Raw genomic sequence first — 17,639 nt, forward strand, 5'->3', positions numbered from 1 at the left:
GCAAAATGGCTTCCCTTGCAACTCGTGCTTACGTAGCCAAAAGTGATGACTTTTATTTGTGTCCCTTATCTGCAGTTCAAATGCCTGAATCAGAACTGTCATTACTACTGGACAAAATATGGAATAACGAACAAGTCCTAACCAGTATTTATCGTCCGGCAGTTGGTGAAGGTGATAGTCCTGAACAAATTGCAGAAGGTTACGGTTATACAATCCACTTGGAATCAGATGAAGCCGGTGATAATTTTTCATGGGAGGAACAGCGGCTTGTGGTTCGCTCACTTAATCATGCAAGAAAACAAGAGCATACGCTACATGGACATATCAATGAAGGGCAGACAGCCATTGCCAAGCTTAATCAGCGAGGACGTGGCATCAAAATGCTCGATGAAAAAGAGTTGCATGCGGCAGTTGATGCTATTTTGAAAAAGCACAAGCTTCAAAACTTGTTGCAAATTGAGTATCGTAGAGAAGAAAAGAAAACCCTACACAAAGCAACTCGCAAACGCGAGGCTTATATCCTGGTTGAAACACGCATTACTGTCCACTCCACCCTGAATCAGGATGCTTTGGAAAAACAGGTGCGCCATTTAGGCTGGCGGGTTTATGCGTGCAATGACCCTGCATTAAGCATTGAGGAGGCAGTATTGGCCTATCGGCAAGAATATTTAATCGAACATGGATTTGCTCGTTACAAAGGAAAGACACTGGGTCTCACCCCGATATACCTGAGCTCGACAACACGCATCAAAGGACTTATTCGCTTGCTCAGTATTGGATTGCGGATACTGTGTCTTCTTGAATTTTCTGTCAGGGAGGCGCTACAACAAAAACAAGAGAAATTGTCCGGGATTTATAAAGGCAATCCAAAGCGTGCAACAGTCAGGCCAACAGCTGAAATGATGCTGAAGGTTTTTCGGGGCATTTCACTGGTCGCGTTGATCGTTAATGGCGTAAAACACCTTGAAATAACACCATTAACAACAGTTCAAAATAAAATATTAGTGCTCCTTGGCTTGTCACCAACTTGTTATACTACTCTTCACAAGGTACCTTGCGAATCACACAATAAATACAGTTACAAGGTTGCATCAGGTTGATATTATCTGACAGTCTATATTTGACTGAAGCAGTAAACGCTACCGAGGGTCAAAATGAAGCGTTGGAATGTAGCGGAAATGATGGGCAAATGATGGGCATTGGTAAGAAGCTTTTCGCAAAAATTCACAAGCAAAAATATCATGCCCATCATAACCATGAAATTCACTTTATGGCACGAGAAATCAATGACTGACTGCCGCAAGGTATTCAGTCCATTGTGGATGGCAGCTATAACCCTCGTTGTTTAAAACGTTATTATTTTTCTGATGAAGTAGTCGACCAGCTACACCCCTCCGATAGAATCCTTCAGCATATTTTGCTGAAACAATTGAAACCTACGTTTAAGTATGTAATGAATCCAAATTGCTACCATTTGGACGGGCCTACAGGCGTCAAGTATGCGACGCAACATATAAAACTAGTGCTGCGAGATGAAAAACCTAATTACGTATTACGCGCAGATATAAAATCTTTTTATGCTTCCATACCGCATTTTCAGTTGGTACAGGATGTCAAAAAATATTATTACGACCCCAAGTTGCATGTGATGCTTGAAAACATCATCACAAAGCCTATTGATACCCCCAGGGGATATAAAAATCCTTCACAGGGCATTGCGTTACGTGGACCACTATCCCAATTTTTTAGCGGTATTTATCTTAAGCCACTTGATGATGCACTAAGCAAAATGGACGTGCACTATCTCCGCTTTCAAGATGATATTCTTATTTTTGCAAAAACAAAACGCCAACTGAGCCGTTGCCGGCGGCGCATGATGGACGTATTACACGAAAGACGCTTAAGCCTCTCGCGCAAAAAATCACGCATGGGCTGCATCAGTGGTGGCTTTCATTTTCTCGGTATTAACTATCTTCCGACACGAACGGAAGGTAACACCAACATATCTCACATCAATGATGTTGCAATAACCACCACCAATAATGTTTATAATTTGAACGAAAATGGGGGGGGTGGTAAGACAAATTTTGAGCATCAAAGGTGTGAGCCGATACGCATGGTCCCTCATCCGAGAACCCTGTGTAAAGCGCGAGAGCAAGTTAAATATATGGTGATTGATGGGATTTCTTCCTGCCGAATCAGAAATTATCTTCATCGTTGGACTATGTGGTGGACAAACACTTCAACCACTTGGCAATACCAAGAACTTTTGCAGCACTTTATTAATGTGAGCTGGCACGGACAAGTGACCGGTTACGCGACCGCCTTATCTTGTCGACATCAGCTTAGATTATTACACACGGGCTCGGCTGATGAGTTGGGGAAAGGGTATAAGTTCCGCAAGTTTGAAGTTTTTGTTCGACATAAGTTTTCCAACAATACCGACCGCGTGCGCCACCGCCCCGCCAACGCCATCGGCGATGCGGCTGCCCCCCCAAATATATCGACTGAAAAATCTGCCCCCAACCCATCAATAGAATCATCAGAAGTGGTAACAGGAAATGACCCAGCCATCCCGGCCTCTCGAAGTGTATATGACCGACCCACAGCCTCTTTTCCGTCTATCACATAATAGAGCCCCTGCGCCATCACACACCTATCAATACCCGGTAAACGTCTCATTTCAAAACCGATTAAGTGCCTCCACACTAAACGAATCTTGTCATAATTATCATTGCTTGCCTTGTATAAATTGGCCCACTCACGGTCAAGTAGTTCGAAAGCATGTTGAGGACTCGCATAGTTATAATGCATGCCGGGTTTGGTAAGAACTTTAGGCGCCCAATCTTTGCGAAACTGGCTAAGTGCCTTACAAAGTTCATTGTCGCCGGTCATGTCTTTCTTGAGCAATGCCGCTACTTGCTCAGGCGTTGCTTTTTTAATCAATTCAATCAATGGTGATAAATCATAGGGTTTTTGTGTCAGCATGCCTTCAATATGCGGCTTATAACGTTCATATTGAGCTATTCTTTGCTGCTCACCTTGTTCTATTTTTGAAAAATATTCCTGTACTTGCTTGGCCAGCTCATAATCACCTGCACCCAATAAAAACTCATAAATGGTGACCCGTTTCCACTCATCTCCACCGGGTGTTGTCACATTGCTCGCTTGAAGCAATAAAGAGGGATTTTTATCGAGCATGGCAAGTAGCGCCTTAACATCTTCTTGTCGTGCATACGCTGCGTGATGTAAGGCCTTTGCAATATCGCTATTGGGGTTTTGGCCGAAATCACTTATTTCTCGAATTATTTCGAGGGGTAATTTAGAAAAAATGGTGTCATTGCGATTACGCAACTTGATTATGGTGTAAACTTCTTCGCGACTTAGCATGGATTTCAAACCTCGTTATGTTTCATGATTTATTGAACGTACTAATGAATTATGTTCATAATATAAACAGCTGGAGTTAAAGTCAATCAAAAAACAGGATGCGACGGGGGGAGTTGTGAATAACAAGTTGTTTTTACGTTAGTTATTGTAAAAAATAACAGGAATAGCATCAAGTGGCTAAACTCGAGGTGATACAAAGTGACTTGATGATTGATAGGCTTACTGATGAACTTAATTTAATTTAAGCGAACGGTGAGTTCATTGAGCGGATTAGTAGAGATGAGATACTTCCTTTTTATCGATTAGCCATAGATCATGTGCTACTTCTTTTGTTAAGCAAAGCATACCTCCTGCCTTTTGATAACAGGCGATTGCACTGCGATTCTTAATATCTGGAGTGACTAGCGCTGTATCAAGTTGCTGAAAAAATATTCTGCACAAATGGCTTTAATGCAACAATGTCAAGCCTTTGTCCCAAAATTGATTTTTCACCAAGATAGAAATCAATAAATGCATTTTTTTGAAAATCAAAAGCCTTATCGGTAGGGAAAAAAATCACAGGCATCATAATACTGGATGTATCCTATAGGCTATTCATCCAGCAGGATAATAAAAACAAAGATGAGTTTTTTCTTTCTATTCTCCATCCGTTCTGTCGAAAATTTTTCAAGAAATTAAGCGATGCCTTTTTAAAGACGCGGTTAGACCGCAAGCTCATAAAACTGCTCTCAGGCTGGAGTATCTTCTTGGATTTTCATCTGTACCTTTTTAATTATTCTATGTAATTCAATTCCTGCAATTTTTGCTTAGCCGCCTGAAATGATTTAAAACCAAGCTTATATTTCGTGATGTTTTTGATACCACGATGATCTTGCTCAACCATGTTGTTAAGATATTTTATCCGCCTTACCTCAATGAATAAAGGAAATAAATAATAAATTATTGATTCGTTCCAGTGCTGCAGTATTGGGGCTAGATATTATCAATATTAACCTTTTGTGCGAGACCACTAGATCGACTTTAACAAGAAAAGCTTTTTTATTTGAGGTTTCAAAGTAATGTTTAAAATCGATGCATTCAAAAATCCCTTTTCGGAACATGACCAACCCATATATCCAGTTCGATCATAAACATAATAACTTCCTAGATTTTGTACAATTGGATAATCACTTGTTGTTGGGGGGATTACTTCAATCTTGATTTTCAATTTAAGGCCGCTTATATAGTTCTTCTAAATCAACTTCTTTCTCCATACTTGCAATAGCACTTTGAGCTTTTGATTGAGTAAAAAATAAAATATCACTTGCACTAACTTTTTCATCTTTTTGATAGGCGTTTACTAAAGCTATTCCAGCTTTTATACCGATTGCTAAAAAGCCAAACCCCAAAGTGAAAATACCCAATGCAATGTTTGCTAGAATAGGTTTCCATAAGGCCTCATGGGTTTTCATAAGTTTATCTTTAGAATGAAGCAACGTTTTGAATTGGGCTTGAAACAGCTCTATTTCGTCTGTCTCTAATTTCCCTTGCGATATTTTTATCTTGATGTTGTCCAATTTGTTAGCTAAGTCACTAGAAAGTTGAGCCACAGTCTTTTTATCTGTTTCAGAGACTAGAGTCTCTCCATAATCTCGCATAATTTTTATCTTTCTATATAAATTATCAAAAGAAGTAGAGATAACCTCAACTATTTCGGAAATTATAGGAGGAGGTGAAAGGGGCTCCTGTTCTTTGTGTTCTATTTTTAACTTAAGAAACTCATCAACCTGAAAAGCAGTCTTCAACATCTCTTTTAGCTCAGGATTTTGAATTTCCCTATCCAAAAACTCACCCAAATCAACAAAAATTTGGCCTTCGGAAAAAACAGCAACGTCATCATTAATGCCTTCTTGAATTTGTTTGGCGGTATGTCCTGGCGAATCTTTCCAATTACCTATAGCTGAAAGGCCTGAGCCTCGTTTAACTGCAAACTCGAAGGGAACTTTTATGAATAAAGCTTTATAAAGTTCGTCAGAGCCTGCAGGAGATTGCACAGAAAGTTTTTTTCCATATGCACCTGATCCCGAACTTATGGTTATTCCTAAGGCATGATGTCTAATTTCAAATTCATTCAAAAATAAGCCAACATTATCAGCCTTAATTTGCTCTCTAGTTAATTGCTTACCGTTATTTCCTGTCACGGTCATTTTTCCAGGAACTTTAGCTAGAAGACTAGCAAAATTGAACGCACCAATAAGAAAATAGTGGCATTTTCCTCCTCCTAATACATGCTCATATTTCTGAGTTTGATTTATGGATATGGATGGAGAAAGCATACTTAGTTGTAAAAGAGGCCACCCAGTTTTAGAATTACGAGGCACCGTTGGAATTTTATCATTTCCTTTTTTCTGCTCGTTGTAAGAACTTAAAATATACTCTTGAGATGCTTCTGATAAAAAAGTGACTGGTGGCACGTTACTTTCTCCTGTGTTTAATTAATTGTCATCCTAATATGTAAATATTAAGGAAATATTAATCTGTGAGTTCACTTAAATGTATTTTGAGTTCAAAAAACTCATTCGCGCCTCAAGTGGTTCTTGTCGTATAAAAATAAATCAATAGCAGAATTGGTTTTGCTATTTTCTATATTTGACTCAGGCAGTAGAGACCAACGTTGTTTTGTTCTCATCGATTTTTTGGTTATATCTTTCATCGTAGATTAGTTAGAAGTCGAGACCGCAAGATGTTTGTGAGCTACGAAGAATATTGTTCCTATCACCAATGTAAGCCAGGGTTAATCCGTCCAGGGCACCATAAGTTTCTTTCGGACTTAATAATTCTTTGTTTCTTCAAAATGCTCTTTAAGCTAAGGGATCATGACTGACTTATCTAGACCACCTGAATAAGGAAGGGCGATTTTTTAATGGATTTTTTCATGAATTACTCCTGGTAATATTGTTTTAGATAGGACGGAAGGGCATTCAAATCAGTTAATAGAATATCTATTAGTACTTGTCATGATTTAAGAAGTACCACTTAACCATTTTGATTGTAATTTTGCAATCTTACCTTTAGCTTCAAGGTTTTTGCTTACGAGCCGTTACACCGGTTAGTTCGAAGACAGCAATAACATGTTGTTTTTAAATATAAATCCATCTTGATTTTCCTATTTATAATCAGTTAAATTTAATTTGATAGAAACCGATATCGCAGGTTTTAGTATTGAGGCGTAGAGATGCAATCAAAAAAAGATGATAAACAGACTAAATATGAATTTGGTGTTTGTGTAAAAGAAACCAATAATGAAAATGGATCAGGTCATGTATCTGCATTTACGCGCAAAACAAAAGAAGGTAAGAGTACAGTTACTCATACTAGTTTTTTTCCGAGTGCTCTTGGAGGTATTCTTCAGCGTTTTAGTCTTGGTTCTATTCCAACATCTGGAGAGCTTGCTAAAGACCATATTGAAGATTTAACTGAAGCCAATAAGGTGTAGTCTAGAGAAATTACTGAACAACAGTATAAAAACATGAAAAAAGCACAAATAGATTTAAGTATTGGGGTAGACAATCGGGAAATTACCTACGCTGCCTTTGGAACTATAAATCCTATTGCAAACTTGGTCCCAAGTTTCTTAAAAGGTGGATAGGTGCTAATAAAATTGTTGAACAACATAAGAAAGAAAGTGGGTCTTTACCGCCGGAAGATCATTGTGGCATACATGGGTTTTTATTTGGAAGATGACAGTTAAGTCTCCTGGGCATGCTGCGGTACAAATAGGGGGCTCCAAGCCCAAAATGAAAGCAGGCGACCCCGGGGAATACGGAAGCCTACATCCAGATAAAATCCCTTCCATGGGATTAACATCGGTTTTACTTTTGTCAGCACACCTTGCTAGTAATTTAACTGAAGACATGGAGTCTTTAGGTGAGGCAAAGAGTACAACTAATATTAACGATATGGATTTTCTGCCACAATCAACCACCTATCAAAGCTCAAAACCATTAACCCCTGATGAAATCCATCATTTTAAAAATCTTGACAACATCAAGATGAGCAAGAAAATGGACAAAGTACGTAAAGAAGTAAGCTCTGGTGTAATGAGCTATCAATTGTTTCCAAATGTCAACCTGCTCAACTTTTTTAAAGATAGCGCATCATTCATAGCTCAAGATCCTATCGATATAGAAATGAGTCGTAGAGCAAAGAAAAATGCTCCAAATAATTCATCAGCACATAACTGCACTTCTCTTGTTAGTGATATTTTAAAGGAAGGCGGGTTAGACATTAATAATTCTAAATACTTACCATGGTCGATTACTCCAGATGGCTTGTCAGATGAACTAAGCAGTGTTGGCAAAAAACCTTAATTCTATCATTTTTTCATGAAGTATCAGGCTCTACGACCGATAAAGCCTGACTGAAAGGAGGTTATTTTTCCTCAACTGAGTTAACAACGCAGAGTTCTCTAATACTGAAATCGCTTCAACTAAATACTTCTCAATTAGTGCGGTAAATAAACTCCGCGATAAAGGATTGTAGTAGTCTTAATTGTGCTTTGATTTTTCTTCCTTTAGGCATGCTTCATAAGCGGTGTGGCCTTCTTCGTCCTTAAGACTAGTATCAGCACCAAGATCGATTAATCTTTTTACTGTTTTAGCAACACCTTTTTCAGCGGCAACATGAAGCGCTGTTTTCTTACAATTGTCAACAGCATTTAAATTAGCATGCTCTTTGGTCAAAAAATCAAAAGCTATTATGTAACCACGGTTAGTAGCAATATGTACTGCCGTTTTCCCTTCGATATAGGTAAATGACCTGCGGATGCAGCAAAATAAATTAGAGAATTTGGCGAAATATCCATTTCCTCATTTTCAAAAAAAGTTTCATAATGTCTGGTTGACTCGATGAAATAAAAGCTCTAATAGCTAAGAGAGTTTGATTTTTCTCTATGTGGCTCATGAAGTTCTGTTTTTTCTAGAAGTCTTTGCTCACTGCTGTTTTCGACTTTTTCTAATTGCTGCTCATCTTCTGGCTTTTGAAAATAATTGTTAGTAGAGTTGAAAAAAAGTTAATTTTATTTCTCAAAAATAATTACTCCTATAAGGTTAATTTATCATCATAAGTGTAAAAATACTTCTATGATTGTCTCAAACTATCTGTTTAGTAGATGCTTTTATAAGCTAAAACTGAGACTGGGATTGGTTGACATTTTGTTGCAATGAGAGTCAATGTAATCAATGCATGCATTTAATTGCTTACTACGCCCTTGTAATGCTTTTAAAGAACTCACTGCATCCACTATTATCTGGTCTCTTTCATCTTCAGTTGTTTCTTTTACTGTTGCAGATTTTACCTTTGAAAGAATTTTTTTTACTGCTCTCGCTTCACCACCAAATAAACTACTTATAGTAAAAATATGATTGACAAAATCTTGAAGTATTTTCTTTGTGAGAAGCAATGGATCTATATTTGAATTTGTTTGACGAATTTTTTCACAACAAAGATAGCTTTCTGTTTCTGAATTCCCTTCATTTTTTGAAATGCTTATTGCGTTATTAATATAATGAATGTTGGTTTTATTTTGTTCATCTAAATTACAAAGTAATCGCACAATTTCAAGAGTTCCTTTTCTTGCCGCAACTTGCAGTATTTCCCCAGCAGTTTTTTTGTCGGGTTGTTGAAAACTGGAAAGTGACTTAAAAACCTCCCATTGACCATCCGAAGCTGCCGTAATTAATGCAAAATTCATTGCTTTCTGAGATGGTTTGTCTTGTTGATCTTGCACGAAATAATTCAAAACCTTTATCCACTCTCTTTCAATGGTTAAAGCTTCAAATTTCTTATCGATACGTTTTTTGGGAACATTTGCTAATTGTTCTAATGCATTCTCGGATAAGCTTTTATCGGGCATTGTAGCAGGGGCTTGTATTCTAGCAATCGCTTCAACTGCACTCCATGCTATGGAGGATTGTTTTCTGATACCTTCATCTTCATAACTCTCCGCCACAGTTAATGCAATTTCAAGAGCCGTATTGATTATTTCTTTCCTTGGTTGATGCGCTGGTGCAGCTAAGTTGCATAGAGCTATAACAAATTCCCAATTGTTGGTAGCAGCCGCGTGGTTTATGGCGTAGGTAAATACTTTCTCTACTAACTTGTTACTTGGTTTATGCCCAGACTGACTTAAACCACATAATACCAAAACTAATTTCCATCTTTTCTCAGCCTCTTGCGAAGAAACTCGAGATGCCGAATAGATCGCTGTCTCTATAGCTTTATCAATCGCAATTGGCCGGATATAACTCATCTCCAGTGCTGATTTTACAAATTTACTGCTATTGACAGTTTGAACGAGTCCTTTAGAAGCTTTATCAATGAGTTCTAATTCTTTATTGGTAAATATAGGCATAAGGGAATTTTGTCTTTATAAAAATCAATTTGATTTTATTATATGATGCCTTGACTAAAAATGATATATTTTCTTACTAATCCCAAGCTATAAGCCGAGTTTTTTTGTATAGCCGTGTGGACAAGCAAGATCAATTAAATTCTGACTAAAACAGCTTATTAGGATGACTCTAAGTATTCGATTGAACTTACAAACTATTCTTGACTTGGTTGGTCAACGAGTCAAACTCATCTCACACTTTGTGATCAGCTATATTTAAGCCTTAATATTCAAATTTCTTTTCAATACTTTCGATATTGTTGTCTTTGGATTCATCTGTTTTTTTAAAAAAAGTTGTTTCCTTTTGCTCTTTAGACGAAAAAATTGCTGGATTTTTGAAATGTAGTTTTGGTGTAACCTTAATATTTGCTTCTTGGAATATGCTAGCTACCTCATTAATTGTATTTTCTATTTGGAGTCGAATATCTGCCGATACTTCATCATAACGACCAAATCTACCAGATCGATTATCTATAATCCACTCTCCGTTAATACACTTTAATTCTCCACCTAAATGAGCCAAGCCAACTTTAACTTGACCATCACTATTAAACTCAGCCGCCAACGTTGGATGTCCGAAGCCATGGTGAGCTTTAATCCCCTCTATCAGTCCTTGTAACTGAGCACAGATACTATTCCATATTTTCTTTTCTTGTTCATTTTTCATATCAACATTGAAAATCTCTGGATACTGCCATGGGTATTCAATACCGATAACAAGTTCTTTCTGTGAATTATAAGACCATAAGTAAACTATATCCTCCCTGAGAACAACCCTGTCTCCTGATTTGATTCTAAAATAGCCCGGGTTAAGCCTATCTTTTTCGGTATCTTTGACTCTATGAGGAGCTATCGGTTCCGTAATATCTGCTTTTCGTCTTGACATAATTTGCTCGAATAACCTATATGGTTATGTCTAATTATAGCACATACGCTTGTAATTGGATCAAATAAAGATCGATATGATGATACTGTGATCATCTGTATTGAATTGCGACTCTGTGTCTCTAAAATAAATGGCTATCATAATATAAAATGAACAAAAAGACTGTATTTTATTCGAACTGAATATGATGGGAATCATCGAGGAAGAACCTAAAACTATATTAACACAGGAAAGCTTTTAGAAGACTTTTGTAATATGTATAAAAAGAGAAGGATACCCATCTGGATCTGGAGTTATTAAAAGCAACGATAAAACAGATGAGTTGCATAGTTTAATAGCTCATGATCACCTCGTTTGTCACCATAAGCATAAATGATGCTGTGATTCCGCATTATGCATCTATCCATAAAGAACTGACATCAGAGAGACGTGCGAAAAAGCAGGTGATTGATAAAGAAATTAAAAATCTAGATAATATAATTAAAAAAGCTGATCCTCTTGCTAAATCAAGGCTGGTTAATGCAAGAGAGGCTTTAGTTGAAGCTAGGGAAAAAATCAAAAGTGATAGGAAAATGGAGACTGATTCACAATATGCTAATGGCCATAATTCAGAATGGAGTACATTGCATAATCGATCAGGTAATAGCGCGCAGACTTTCTTTAGAGAGTTTGTTCAAAGAACAGAAGAAGATCATGCTGTAAAAAGTGCATTAGAAATAAATTAGAATCATTCTGCTATCATCCCCGCTGCACAGACGGGGATTTTTTTATTTCTGAATAACGGCATAAGCCGATGGCAATGGCTCATTACTCAACATTGTCAGAAAAGAACCTTAACCTTACTTCAAAATAAAAATTATAATTGAATGATAGTTATTTTAGGCTAATCCTCAACGGTCATCATTTTAGTAGAACATTTTTATTTTTATTAAGATAAACTGTGAAAAGAAAACAGAGTTAACGGTGACTCTCATACTGGATAAGCTAGCTCTTTTATCTGATGAGGGAATATTACTGGTAATGAGTATTTTGTCAAAAGAACAATACTTCAATAAAACATTTGAGCAACTCTTGTTGTATGCTATTGCTCAAATTATCACGGAACAAGATCAAAAAGGCCCCCAACTATTTTTTCAACTTAGCTATATACGATTTTCTTAGAAATAAAACAAAATTACTTGTTCTTCTGATGAATGCTCAACCAAGCAAAGAGAAATTATCTCAATGCAAGCTTTTTACTCGTTTTATTGAAAAAGAACAAATCCTTATTGAGGAGACTGGTAAAGAGAAAAGTCAATTATCCCCAGCTAACCTTGGCCTGTTTGCTGAGAATAGAAATTCACTCTCATCATATTCCTTTTTAGGTGCAAACAATGAGAAGTAGTGAAGTAACTTTGTTCGATCTAAAGTATTATCGACTCGAATGTCAGAATAACTAGCGTATTCCTCTATTTCCAGATCAGTACTTTCTCCAATAGATAACGACTTATCAAATTTACGGTGCATGTCGTTACAGATCGCTAGCAAATTATAAATCGTTTTACTATCTGACTTTAATGCAGATTCTTCAATTTCACCCAAATACTCTTGGCCATATTGAGCTAGATCTTGCATACCCCTATTTTCTTCAATTCTTTTATAGCCCCCATGAATTAAAGTAGCAATTCCTCGCGTAATTGGTTTAATAGCCCATGCGAAAGGAAAAGTTACTAATTCAATAAGTCCTCTAAATACAGTAAATAATCCATCTGCAATTAATTTAGGACTAAGGGATAACATGCCTCCAAATATTTTTTCTAAACCAACGAGGCTATTTCCGATGCCAACTAATGGTTGTTTATAATCTTGCAAAATATGTGCGCTGCTTTTATAAGGTTTTAGATAATCAATTAAAATTTTAGCAATTTTCTTTGCGGTATGTTTTAAAGGAACATAAGATAACTCACCAAATTTAACCGGATCGTATTCGCGATGAGGGAAAGCCCGCCAGTCTGGATGGTTGTTTGTTGCCAAGGGATCTCTAGTAAAGTGATTAAAATAATTTGTAATTTCTGGTAAATAATCTTCATCATATTCTGCTACTGAGGTAGTTTTAATACTCTGTACCGCTTCCATTGCCCGCATAAAGGTTCTTATTTGCCAAAAGCTATATTGACCTACTTCCTTGATTTTTTTAGGTGAAAAATCTTTCAAGAACCAGTTTTGGTATTCTTTCAGTTTTGCATCCATTTGTTCTTTATATTTAAATGCATCTTGAATAGGACCAGCCATTGCAGATAAGAATCGTGCACTTGCTTCAAGTCCAGCATTTAAACCTTTAAAATATGAGAGGCCTAGAGCAGCATCTCCTTCAAGAACAACGTGTGCACCATCATGTAGTGTAACTACTTCTTTTGCATGAGTAGCTGGGGCTTCATTTACACTGATACGGATTGATTTAGGATCAATTTTTTGTCCGGCTTTCTCAGTATCATGGATTTTATAACTAATATATTTAGTAATGAATGATTTCAGACGAGGAGGTAGCTTTGGTGCATCTTCTGGAGTTTCGTCACTAAAAAGCCTTAAGGGTTTTTTGGAGGTTAATTTTTGCAATGCAAGAAAATCTTCTTTTGAAATCATCATTTGCATTGTTACTGGGGTTTTACCTTGATCAAAATGACCTACATATTCATTAGCAATTAGACCCTTGCGCGCCATTTGCTGATAAAATTCTTGTGTTTTAATGCCTAATGCTTTTTCTTCACCATCAATTTCAAAACGTAATTGTAACACAAAGTCAAATTCATGCTTGACCTGATTCTCCTCCGGGAATAATATTTGGTTCACTACACTATGTGTCCCGTCAGCTCCTATGATGAGTTTTGTGTGAGGGTATTCATCTGCTAGGATTTGTTTTAATGTTTCTTTGGTAACTTCATGTTCGATTAGAATGTCTACGCCACTGTTCCTCGCTAATTTAGTGAAAATTTTTTGAAGGGTATTTGTGCGAATATGGGGATCTTTTTGAAGTTGTGATAGCAGCGATACCATATCCGGATCCATCTCACTGTGGGTTGCTTTCATTATGGCTTCTAATTGTTTTGCCTGCATCACCAAGGTATGGCTTCTTTGATATTCTGCATATTTTTCAAGCACAACAATTTTCAGATTAGGATTAAGTTGCTTCATTCCCCAGGCATTGATAAGACCAATTGGACCTGCCCCAACGACTAAAACATCTGTATCTAATGCCATAATATAACATCCAAAAATTAGATAAAATATGATCAATAGTATCATTATATGAACAAAAAGACAACTCAAATATGGTTTTAGACCTGAGTATGCATATCAAGCTGCACTTGCTTGATATAAGAGTCGGATTCTTCTCATTTAAATAACGAGTTCTTAAATTGAAGATTATTGATAATAGTCTAACGAGTGTATATGCACCTGATTATAATAGCGCTCTGGCAGAGTTTGACAGCCGTCATTATCCAACCGCATACGGTTTTCTTGGCATTTCAATCCTTAGTCAAGCTCACATTTGCTCCTGGCGAATAGAATCTTATTTGTATCTCTTTAACCAAACTCTCGTGATACGCACTCCAAATAGTTTAATTATCCATGAGCCAAATAAAGAAAAAATTTTATTTTTAAATCCTGGGATAACCAGTATTTTGCCAGATAAAAAACCTTTAAATGCAATTTTAGCTACTTTTTGAGCTGACATCGAAGGTAATAAATAGAGCCTGACATTATGATCACCAATATTAGCTCGTTGTAAAAAAGCAGTTTTGGTAACTCCCGGGCAAACAACGGTTACAGAGACACCTGAATCACGCAATTCTTCGGCTAATGCTTTTGAAAACGTTACGATATAGGATTTGGTAGCACAATAAACTGACATTTGTGGGATAGGCATGAAAGCAGCTAATGAAGCAATATTAAGTATCTTCCCTTTGCCTTTTTGCAGCATGGCTGGTAACAATAAATGAGTTAAAGCAGTTAATGCACGAATATTTACCGCCAATAGATCCATTTGCGAGTCGAGGCTTGTATCAAAAAAGGTTCCAAAAGTACTGAAGCCGGCGCTGTTAACTAAGGCATCCACTTGAATGTTATGTGCATCTAAATAGGATTTTATCGCTAATCCGGCGTCTTTATTTTTCAAATCTTGAATAATGATAAAAACATTAATATTACAGTTTGAAAGCGTTTTGGCTAATTCTTCCAGCGGCTCTCGTAGCCTCCCTACTAAAATTAAATTATAACCTCGGGCAGCAAATAGTAGAGCCAATTCCTTACCAATACCACTTGAGGCACCAGTGATTAATGCGGTCTCTGTTGTCATAAAGTTCCACTAAATGGTTTTAAAAAATAAAACTAAATGCCGCAAAAGACATACCGGCACTACCTACGCAACTGATTACCCGGTCTCCTCGTTTTAATTTATGTGCATTAAGCGCCATAAACATCCCAGCTGGGACTGAGGCTGAAACTAAATTCCCGGTTTCTGGAAAAATACAAAATAATTTATCACCTAAACCCACCGCTTCTGCTCCCATTTGCCAACTGTTTTTGGTTGAGGCATGTGGAAGCAGAATGTCAATTGCATTGCTATCAATAGAAAGTTTTCTGATAATGTTTATTCCTTCAATATAACCGTGCTTGTGTAAATCAAAGCCATAAGATGTAAATCGGTAGGCACCGTTTTTTCCTATTTTATTGGTGGAGTTATCACAGAATGATTCGTAGTTAGGGAAGGGGATTGTGCATAAATCAGCTAAATCAGTACGTGATGAAAATTGAAATTCCCAAGGTTCGCTGTCCTCATTGGATAAAAAGGTAACTGAGGCTCCTTCTCCAACTGTAAACGCGGGAAAGGTATATTGAAGCTGTTGCACTGCGCTGAGTTTAAAAAGAGCGGGGTAGAAATATTCTTTAATATTAAACTCTGCGTTAACAATAATAATACGTTTATAGTTCCCCAGTTTAAAATAATTGTGTGCAAGATGTACGGCCCTAACCCAGCTCATGCATGCGTCCAAAATATCAAAGCAATGGGTGTGATCGAGTTTTAATGCATGAGCAATCATATAGGAGTTTCCTGGTTCAATAAAACCTTTACCAACTCCCACATAGATTAATAAATCAATATCCTTTTTTTGCCAACCAGTTTCCACTAATCCTTTATTAAAGGCATCTGTCACCATTTGTATCGGGAGTTCATCTTCAGCACGCCAATAACGATTATTCGCCCCAGCCATTTTTAATATTTTACTTACATGGGCGAGTATTCTCTGCTTTTCTTTTTCGGCAGTTTCCGTACTCTCGTCCGCGATTAATTGCAAAATATCTTCATTACTTACGGTACGAGAAGGAAGTGATAGTTGCACTGAATTAATTTTCATAAAGTGCTCCGGTGATTTAAATAGTCGGTAATGTAGCCAGCAGCCTTACTTACGCCATCTTCTTTGACTATTTTTGTTTGTAATTCTTTTGCGCAACAAGAGAGCGATTTGTTGTTAATGAGCTCATTAATAGCAGCCGTTAAATTATCAAAGGTTAATTTTTTGTAGGGAATGGGTTGAGTTGCGGCTCCCAATTTTGCAATGCTGTGACTCCAATAGGGCTGATCTAAAAAAAATGGGATAGGAATAGAGGGTTTCCCCGCTAATAAAGCCGCTGCGGTTATGCCTGCTCCACCATGATGAATGATGCCAGTTGTTTTAGGGAACAACCAATCATGAGGAATTGACTTAACGTATATTAAATGAGGGGGCAACTGATCAAGTACTGATTTAGGCCAATGACCACTCAAAACTCCTCTTTGTTTGGTGTGTAATAAGGCATCACTAATTAATTGGATTAATGTGTTATCTTGAACCGTAACTACAGAACCAAAACCGATGTAAATAGGGGGTGATCCAGCTAATAGGAAGTCTAGAAGCGGTTTATCGGGCTGCCAATTTGAAGCAGCAGGTAAATACCAATAACCCGTTATTTTTATGTGATCACGCCAATCCTTGGGTTTTTTAAAAATTGACGGACTCATATTATATAATGCTAACTCTTCATTTTGGCGTATTGTGCGCCAATACAAAAAAGACTGTTTAATTGGAGGTAAATTGAGCTGTTCAATCCGCCATTGATTGATTTGGGGACGAAAATAATACCACAGCAAAATTTCCATAAAATACCATCCCGCTAGTCGGCGTAAAGCCCCATTTTGTTTAGGAACCCTTTTTAGAGGATAGGGAAATTCAGCAGTGGGGTGCAAGGGTTGCGAGTAGGCTGGAATCGCTTTTATATTCAGTTTTTCTGCAATACTAGATGCTATATTAGTGCCAAGTACCCCATAAACAATCGCATCGGCATGCTGGCAAGCCAGCCAACACTCCACTAAGATGGTATTTGCTATAGTTAATTGCATGCTGGAAAAAATTTTAGCGGCAGCCAACGGATTCGTAGTAGCCATAAGTCTCTGCCCTTGCTTTCCCCCTAGTAGCTCAATAGGACTCCCTGATAGGGGGTAATGCGCTATTCCATAATCATAAATTAATGCTGAGTGCTCATCATGAGTAGCAATAACTACGGTATGATTTAATTTTTTAAGCCCTAAGGCTAATGCTATAAACGGTTGTATGTCGCCCCTGCTGCCGAGCGCCAAGAGCACAATGTTCATCAAAATCCTATATCATTGCATGCATTCCACTAAGTATAGCATTTTGTTTAAATAATGCTCTATTGGTCTTTGGTTCTCATTTCACTCTCAAGTGTAAAAAAAATTTCCACGATCTTCTCCAACTATCTGTTTGATGCCTTTATAAGCCAAAACTGAGACTGGGATTGAGTGGCATTTTGTTGCAATGAGAGTCCATATAATCAATGCATGCGTTTAGTTGTTTACTACGATCTTGTGTGGCTTTAAAAGAACTCACCCATATG

At 37.3% G+C, this 17,639-nt stretch carries 15 protein-coding genes and 1 pseudogene; 6 read left to right on the forward strand and 10 right to left on the reverse strand.

Translation table 11 applies throughout. The features are described from left to right. The first annotated feature begins 5 nt into the window (after window positions 1-5). Window positions 6-1,100: an IS1634 family transposase gene (locus ACWTEW_RS19395; protein WP_201785600.1), complete on the forward strand. Its 1,095-nt coding sequence runs from the start codon at window positions 6-8 to the stop codon at window positions 1,098-1,100. A 218-nt stretch (window positions 1,101-1,318) separates the two neighbouring features. Further along, a pseudogene (locus ACWTEW_RS19400) lies at window positions 1,319-1,909 on the forward strand (reverse transcriptase domain-containing protein); the annotation flags it as partial. A 431-nt stretch (window positions 1,910-2,340) separates the two neighbouring features. Here the strand turns inward: ACWTEW_RS19400 and ACWTEW_RS19405 are convergent. The 3 genes from ACWTEW_RS19405 to ACWTEW_RS19415 form a co-directional block, all read right to left on the reverse strand. Next, the gene (locus ACWTEW_RS19405; protein WP_028378570.1) at window positions 2,341-3,390 is read right to left on the reverse strand and encodes a hypothetical protein; all 1,050 of its coding nucleotides are present in this window, start codon (window positions 3,388-3,390) and stop codon (window positions 2,341-2,343) included. 412 nt (window positions 3,391-3,802) lie between these two features. Further along, a complete protein-coding gene (locus tag ACWTEW_RS19410) occupies window positions 3,803-3,958 on the reverse strand; it encodes a hypothetical protein (RefSeq protein WP_019234665.1) in 156 nt (51 codons plus the stop codon). Between the two features lie 640 nt (window positions 3,959-4,598). Then, a complete protein-coding gene (locus ACWTEW_RS19415) occupies window positions 4,599-5,570 on the reverse strand; it encodes a hypothetical protein (protein WP_205882908.1) in 972 nt (323 codons plus the stop codon). A gap of 1,034 nt (window positions 5,571-6,604) precedes the next feature. Between ACWTEW_RS19415 and ACWTEW_RS19420 the strand changes: the two genes are divergently transcribed. Further along, entirely contained in the window at window positions 6,605-6,865 is a 261-nt protein-coding gene (locus ACWTEW_RS19420; protein ID WP_050598486.1) for a hypothetical protein, read from the forward strand. Window positions 6,866-7,166: 301 nt separating this feature from the next. Then, the gene (locus ACWTEW_RS19425; RefSeq protein ID WP_205882909.1) at window positions 7,167-7,739 is read left to right on the forward strand and encodes a hypothetical protein; all 573 of its coding nucleotides are present in this window, start codon (window positions 7,167-7,169) and stop codon (window positions 7,737-7,739) included. Between the two features lie 177 nt (window positions 7,740-7,916). Here ACWTEW_RS19425 and ACWTEW_RS19430 read toward each other — a convergent pair whose 3' ends face one another. From ACWTEW_RS19430 to ACWTEW_RS19440, 3 genes are all read right to left on the reverse strand, one after another. Further along, complete coding sequence (locus ACWTEW_RS19430; RefSeq protein WP_080274359.1) at window positions 7,917-8,195, reverse strand: ankyrin repeat domain-containing protein; 279 nt, start codon at window positions 8,193-8,195, stop codon at window positions 7,917-7,919. Between the two features lie 350 nt (window positions 8,196-8,545). Then, on the reverse strand, window positions 8,546-9,781 hold the full coding sequence (locus ACWTEW_RS19435; RefSeq protein WP_028378567.1) for an ankyrin repeat domain-containing protein: 1,236 nt from the start codon (window positions 9,779-9,781) through the stop codon (window positions 8,546-8,548). A 262-nt stretch (window positions 9,782-10,043) separates the two neighbouring features. After that, the gene (locus ACWTEW_RS19440; protein ID WP_019234669.1) at window positions 10,044-10,706 is read right to left on the reverse strand and encodes a hypothetical protein; all 663 of its coding nucleotides are present in this window, start codon (window positions 10,704-10,706) and stop codon (window positions 10,044-10,046) included. 341 nt (window positions 10,707-11,047) lie between these two features. Here ACWTEW_RS19440 and ACWTEW_RS19445 point away from each other — a divergent pair, with 341 nt between their 5' ends. Together ACWTEW_RS19445 and ACWTEW_RS19450 are read left to right on the forward strand one after the other, a co-directional pair. Next, window positions 11,048-11,431: a hypothetical protein gene (locus ACWTEW_RS19445; RefSeq protein WP_019234670.1), complete on the forward strand. Its 384-nt coding sequence runs from the start codon at window positions 11,048-11,050 to the stop codon at window positions 11,429-11,431. A gap of 238 nt (window positions 11,432-11,669) precedes the next feature. After that, window positions 11,670-11,867 (forward strand): hypothetical protein, encoded by a 198-nt coding sequence (locus ACWTEW_RS19450; protein ID WP_028378566.1) that lies wholly within the window; start codon window positions 11,670-11,672, stop codon window positions 11,865-11,867. Between the two features lie 132 nt (window positions 11,868-11,999). Here ACWTEW_RS19450 and ACWTEW_RS19455 read toward each other — a convergent pair whose 3' ends face one another. The 4 genes from ACWTEW_RS19455 to ACWTEW_RS19470 all read right to left on the reverse strand — a co-directional run bounded on the left by ACWTEW_RS19455 (window position 12,000) and on the right by ACWTEW_RS19470 (window position 17,376). After that, window positions 12,000-13,943 (reverse strand): FAD-dependent oxidoreductase, encoded by a 1,944-nt coding sequence (locus tag ACWTEW_RS19455; RefSeq protein ID WP_028378565.1) that lies wholly within the window; start codon window positions 13,941-13,943, stop codon window positions 12,000-12,002. A 313-nt stretch (window positions 13,944-14,256) separates the two neighbouring features. Then, window positions 14,257-15,042 carry an SDR family NAD(P)-dependent oxidoreductase gene (locus tag ACWTEW_RS19460; RefSeq protein WP_032832000.1) on the reverse strand — a complete coding sequence of 262 codons (786 nt, stop codon included), beginning with the start codon at window positions 15,040-15,042 and terminating at the stop codon, window positions 14,257-14,259. Window positions 15,043-15,061: 19 nt separating this feature from the next. Then, window positions 15,062-16,102 carry a 3-oxoacyl-[acyl-carrier-protein] synthase III C-terminal domain-containing protein gene (locus ACWTEW_RS19465; protein ID WP_028378564.1) on the reverse strand — a complete coding sequence of 347 codons (1,041 nt, stop codon included), beginning with the start codon at window positions 16,100-16,102 and terminating at the stop codon, window positions 15,062-15,064. Continuing rightward, on the reverse strand, window positions 16,099-17,376 hold the full coding sequence (locus ACWTEW_RS19470) for a glycosyltransferase (protein WP_050598484.1): 1,278 nt from the start codon (window positions 17,374-17,376) through the stop codon (window positions 16,099-16,101). The genes ACWTEW_RS19465 and ACWTEW_RS19470 overlap by 4 nt, the downstream gene beginning before the upstream one ends. Between the last annotated feature and the right edge of the window lie 263 nt (window positions 17,377-17,639).

The sequence above is a fragment of the Legionella stuttgartensis genome, assembly GCF_977063405.2.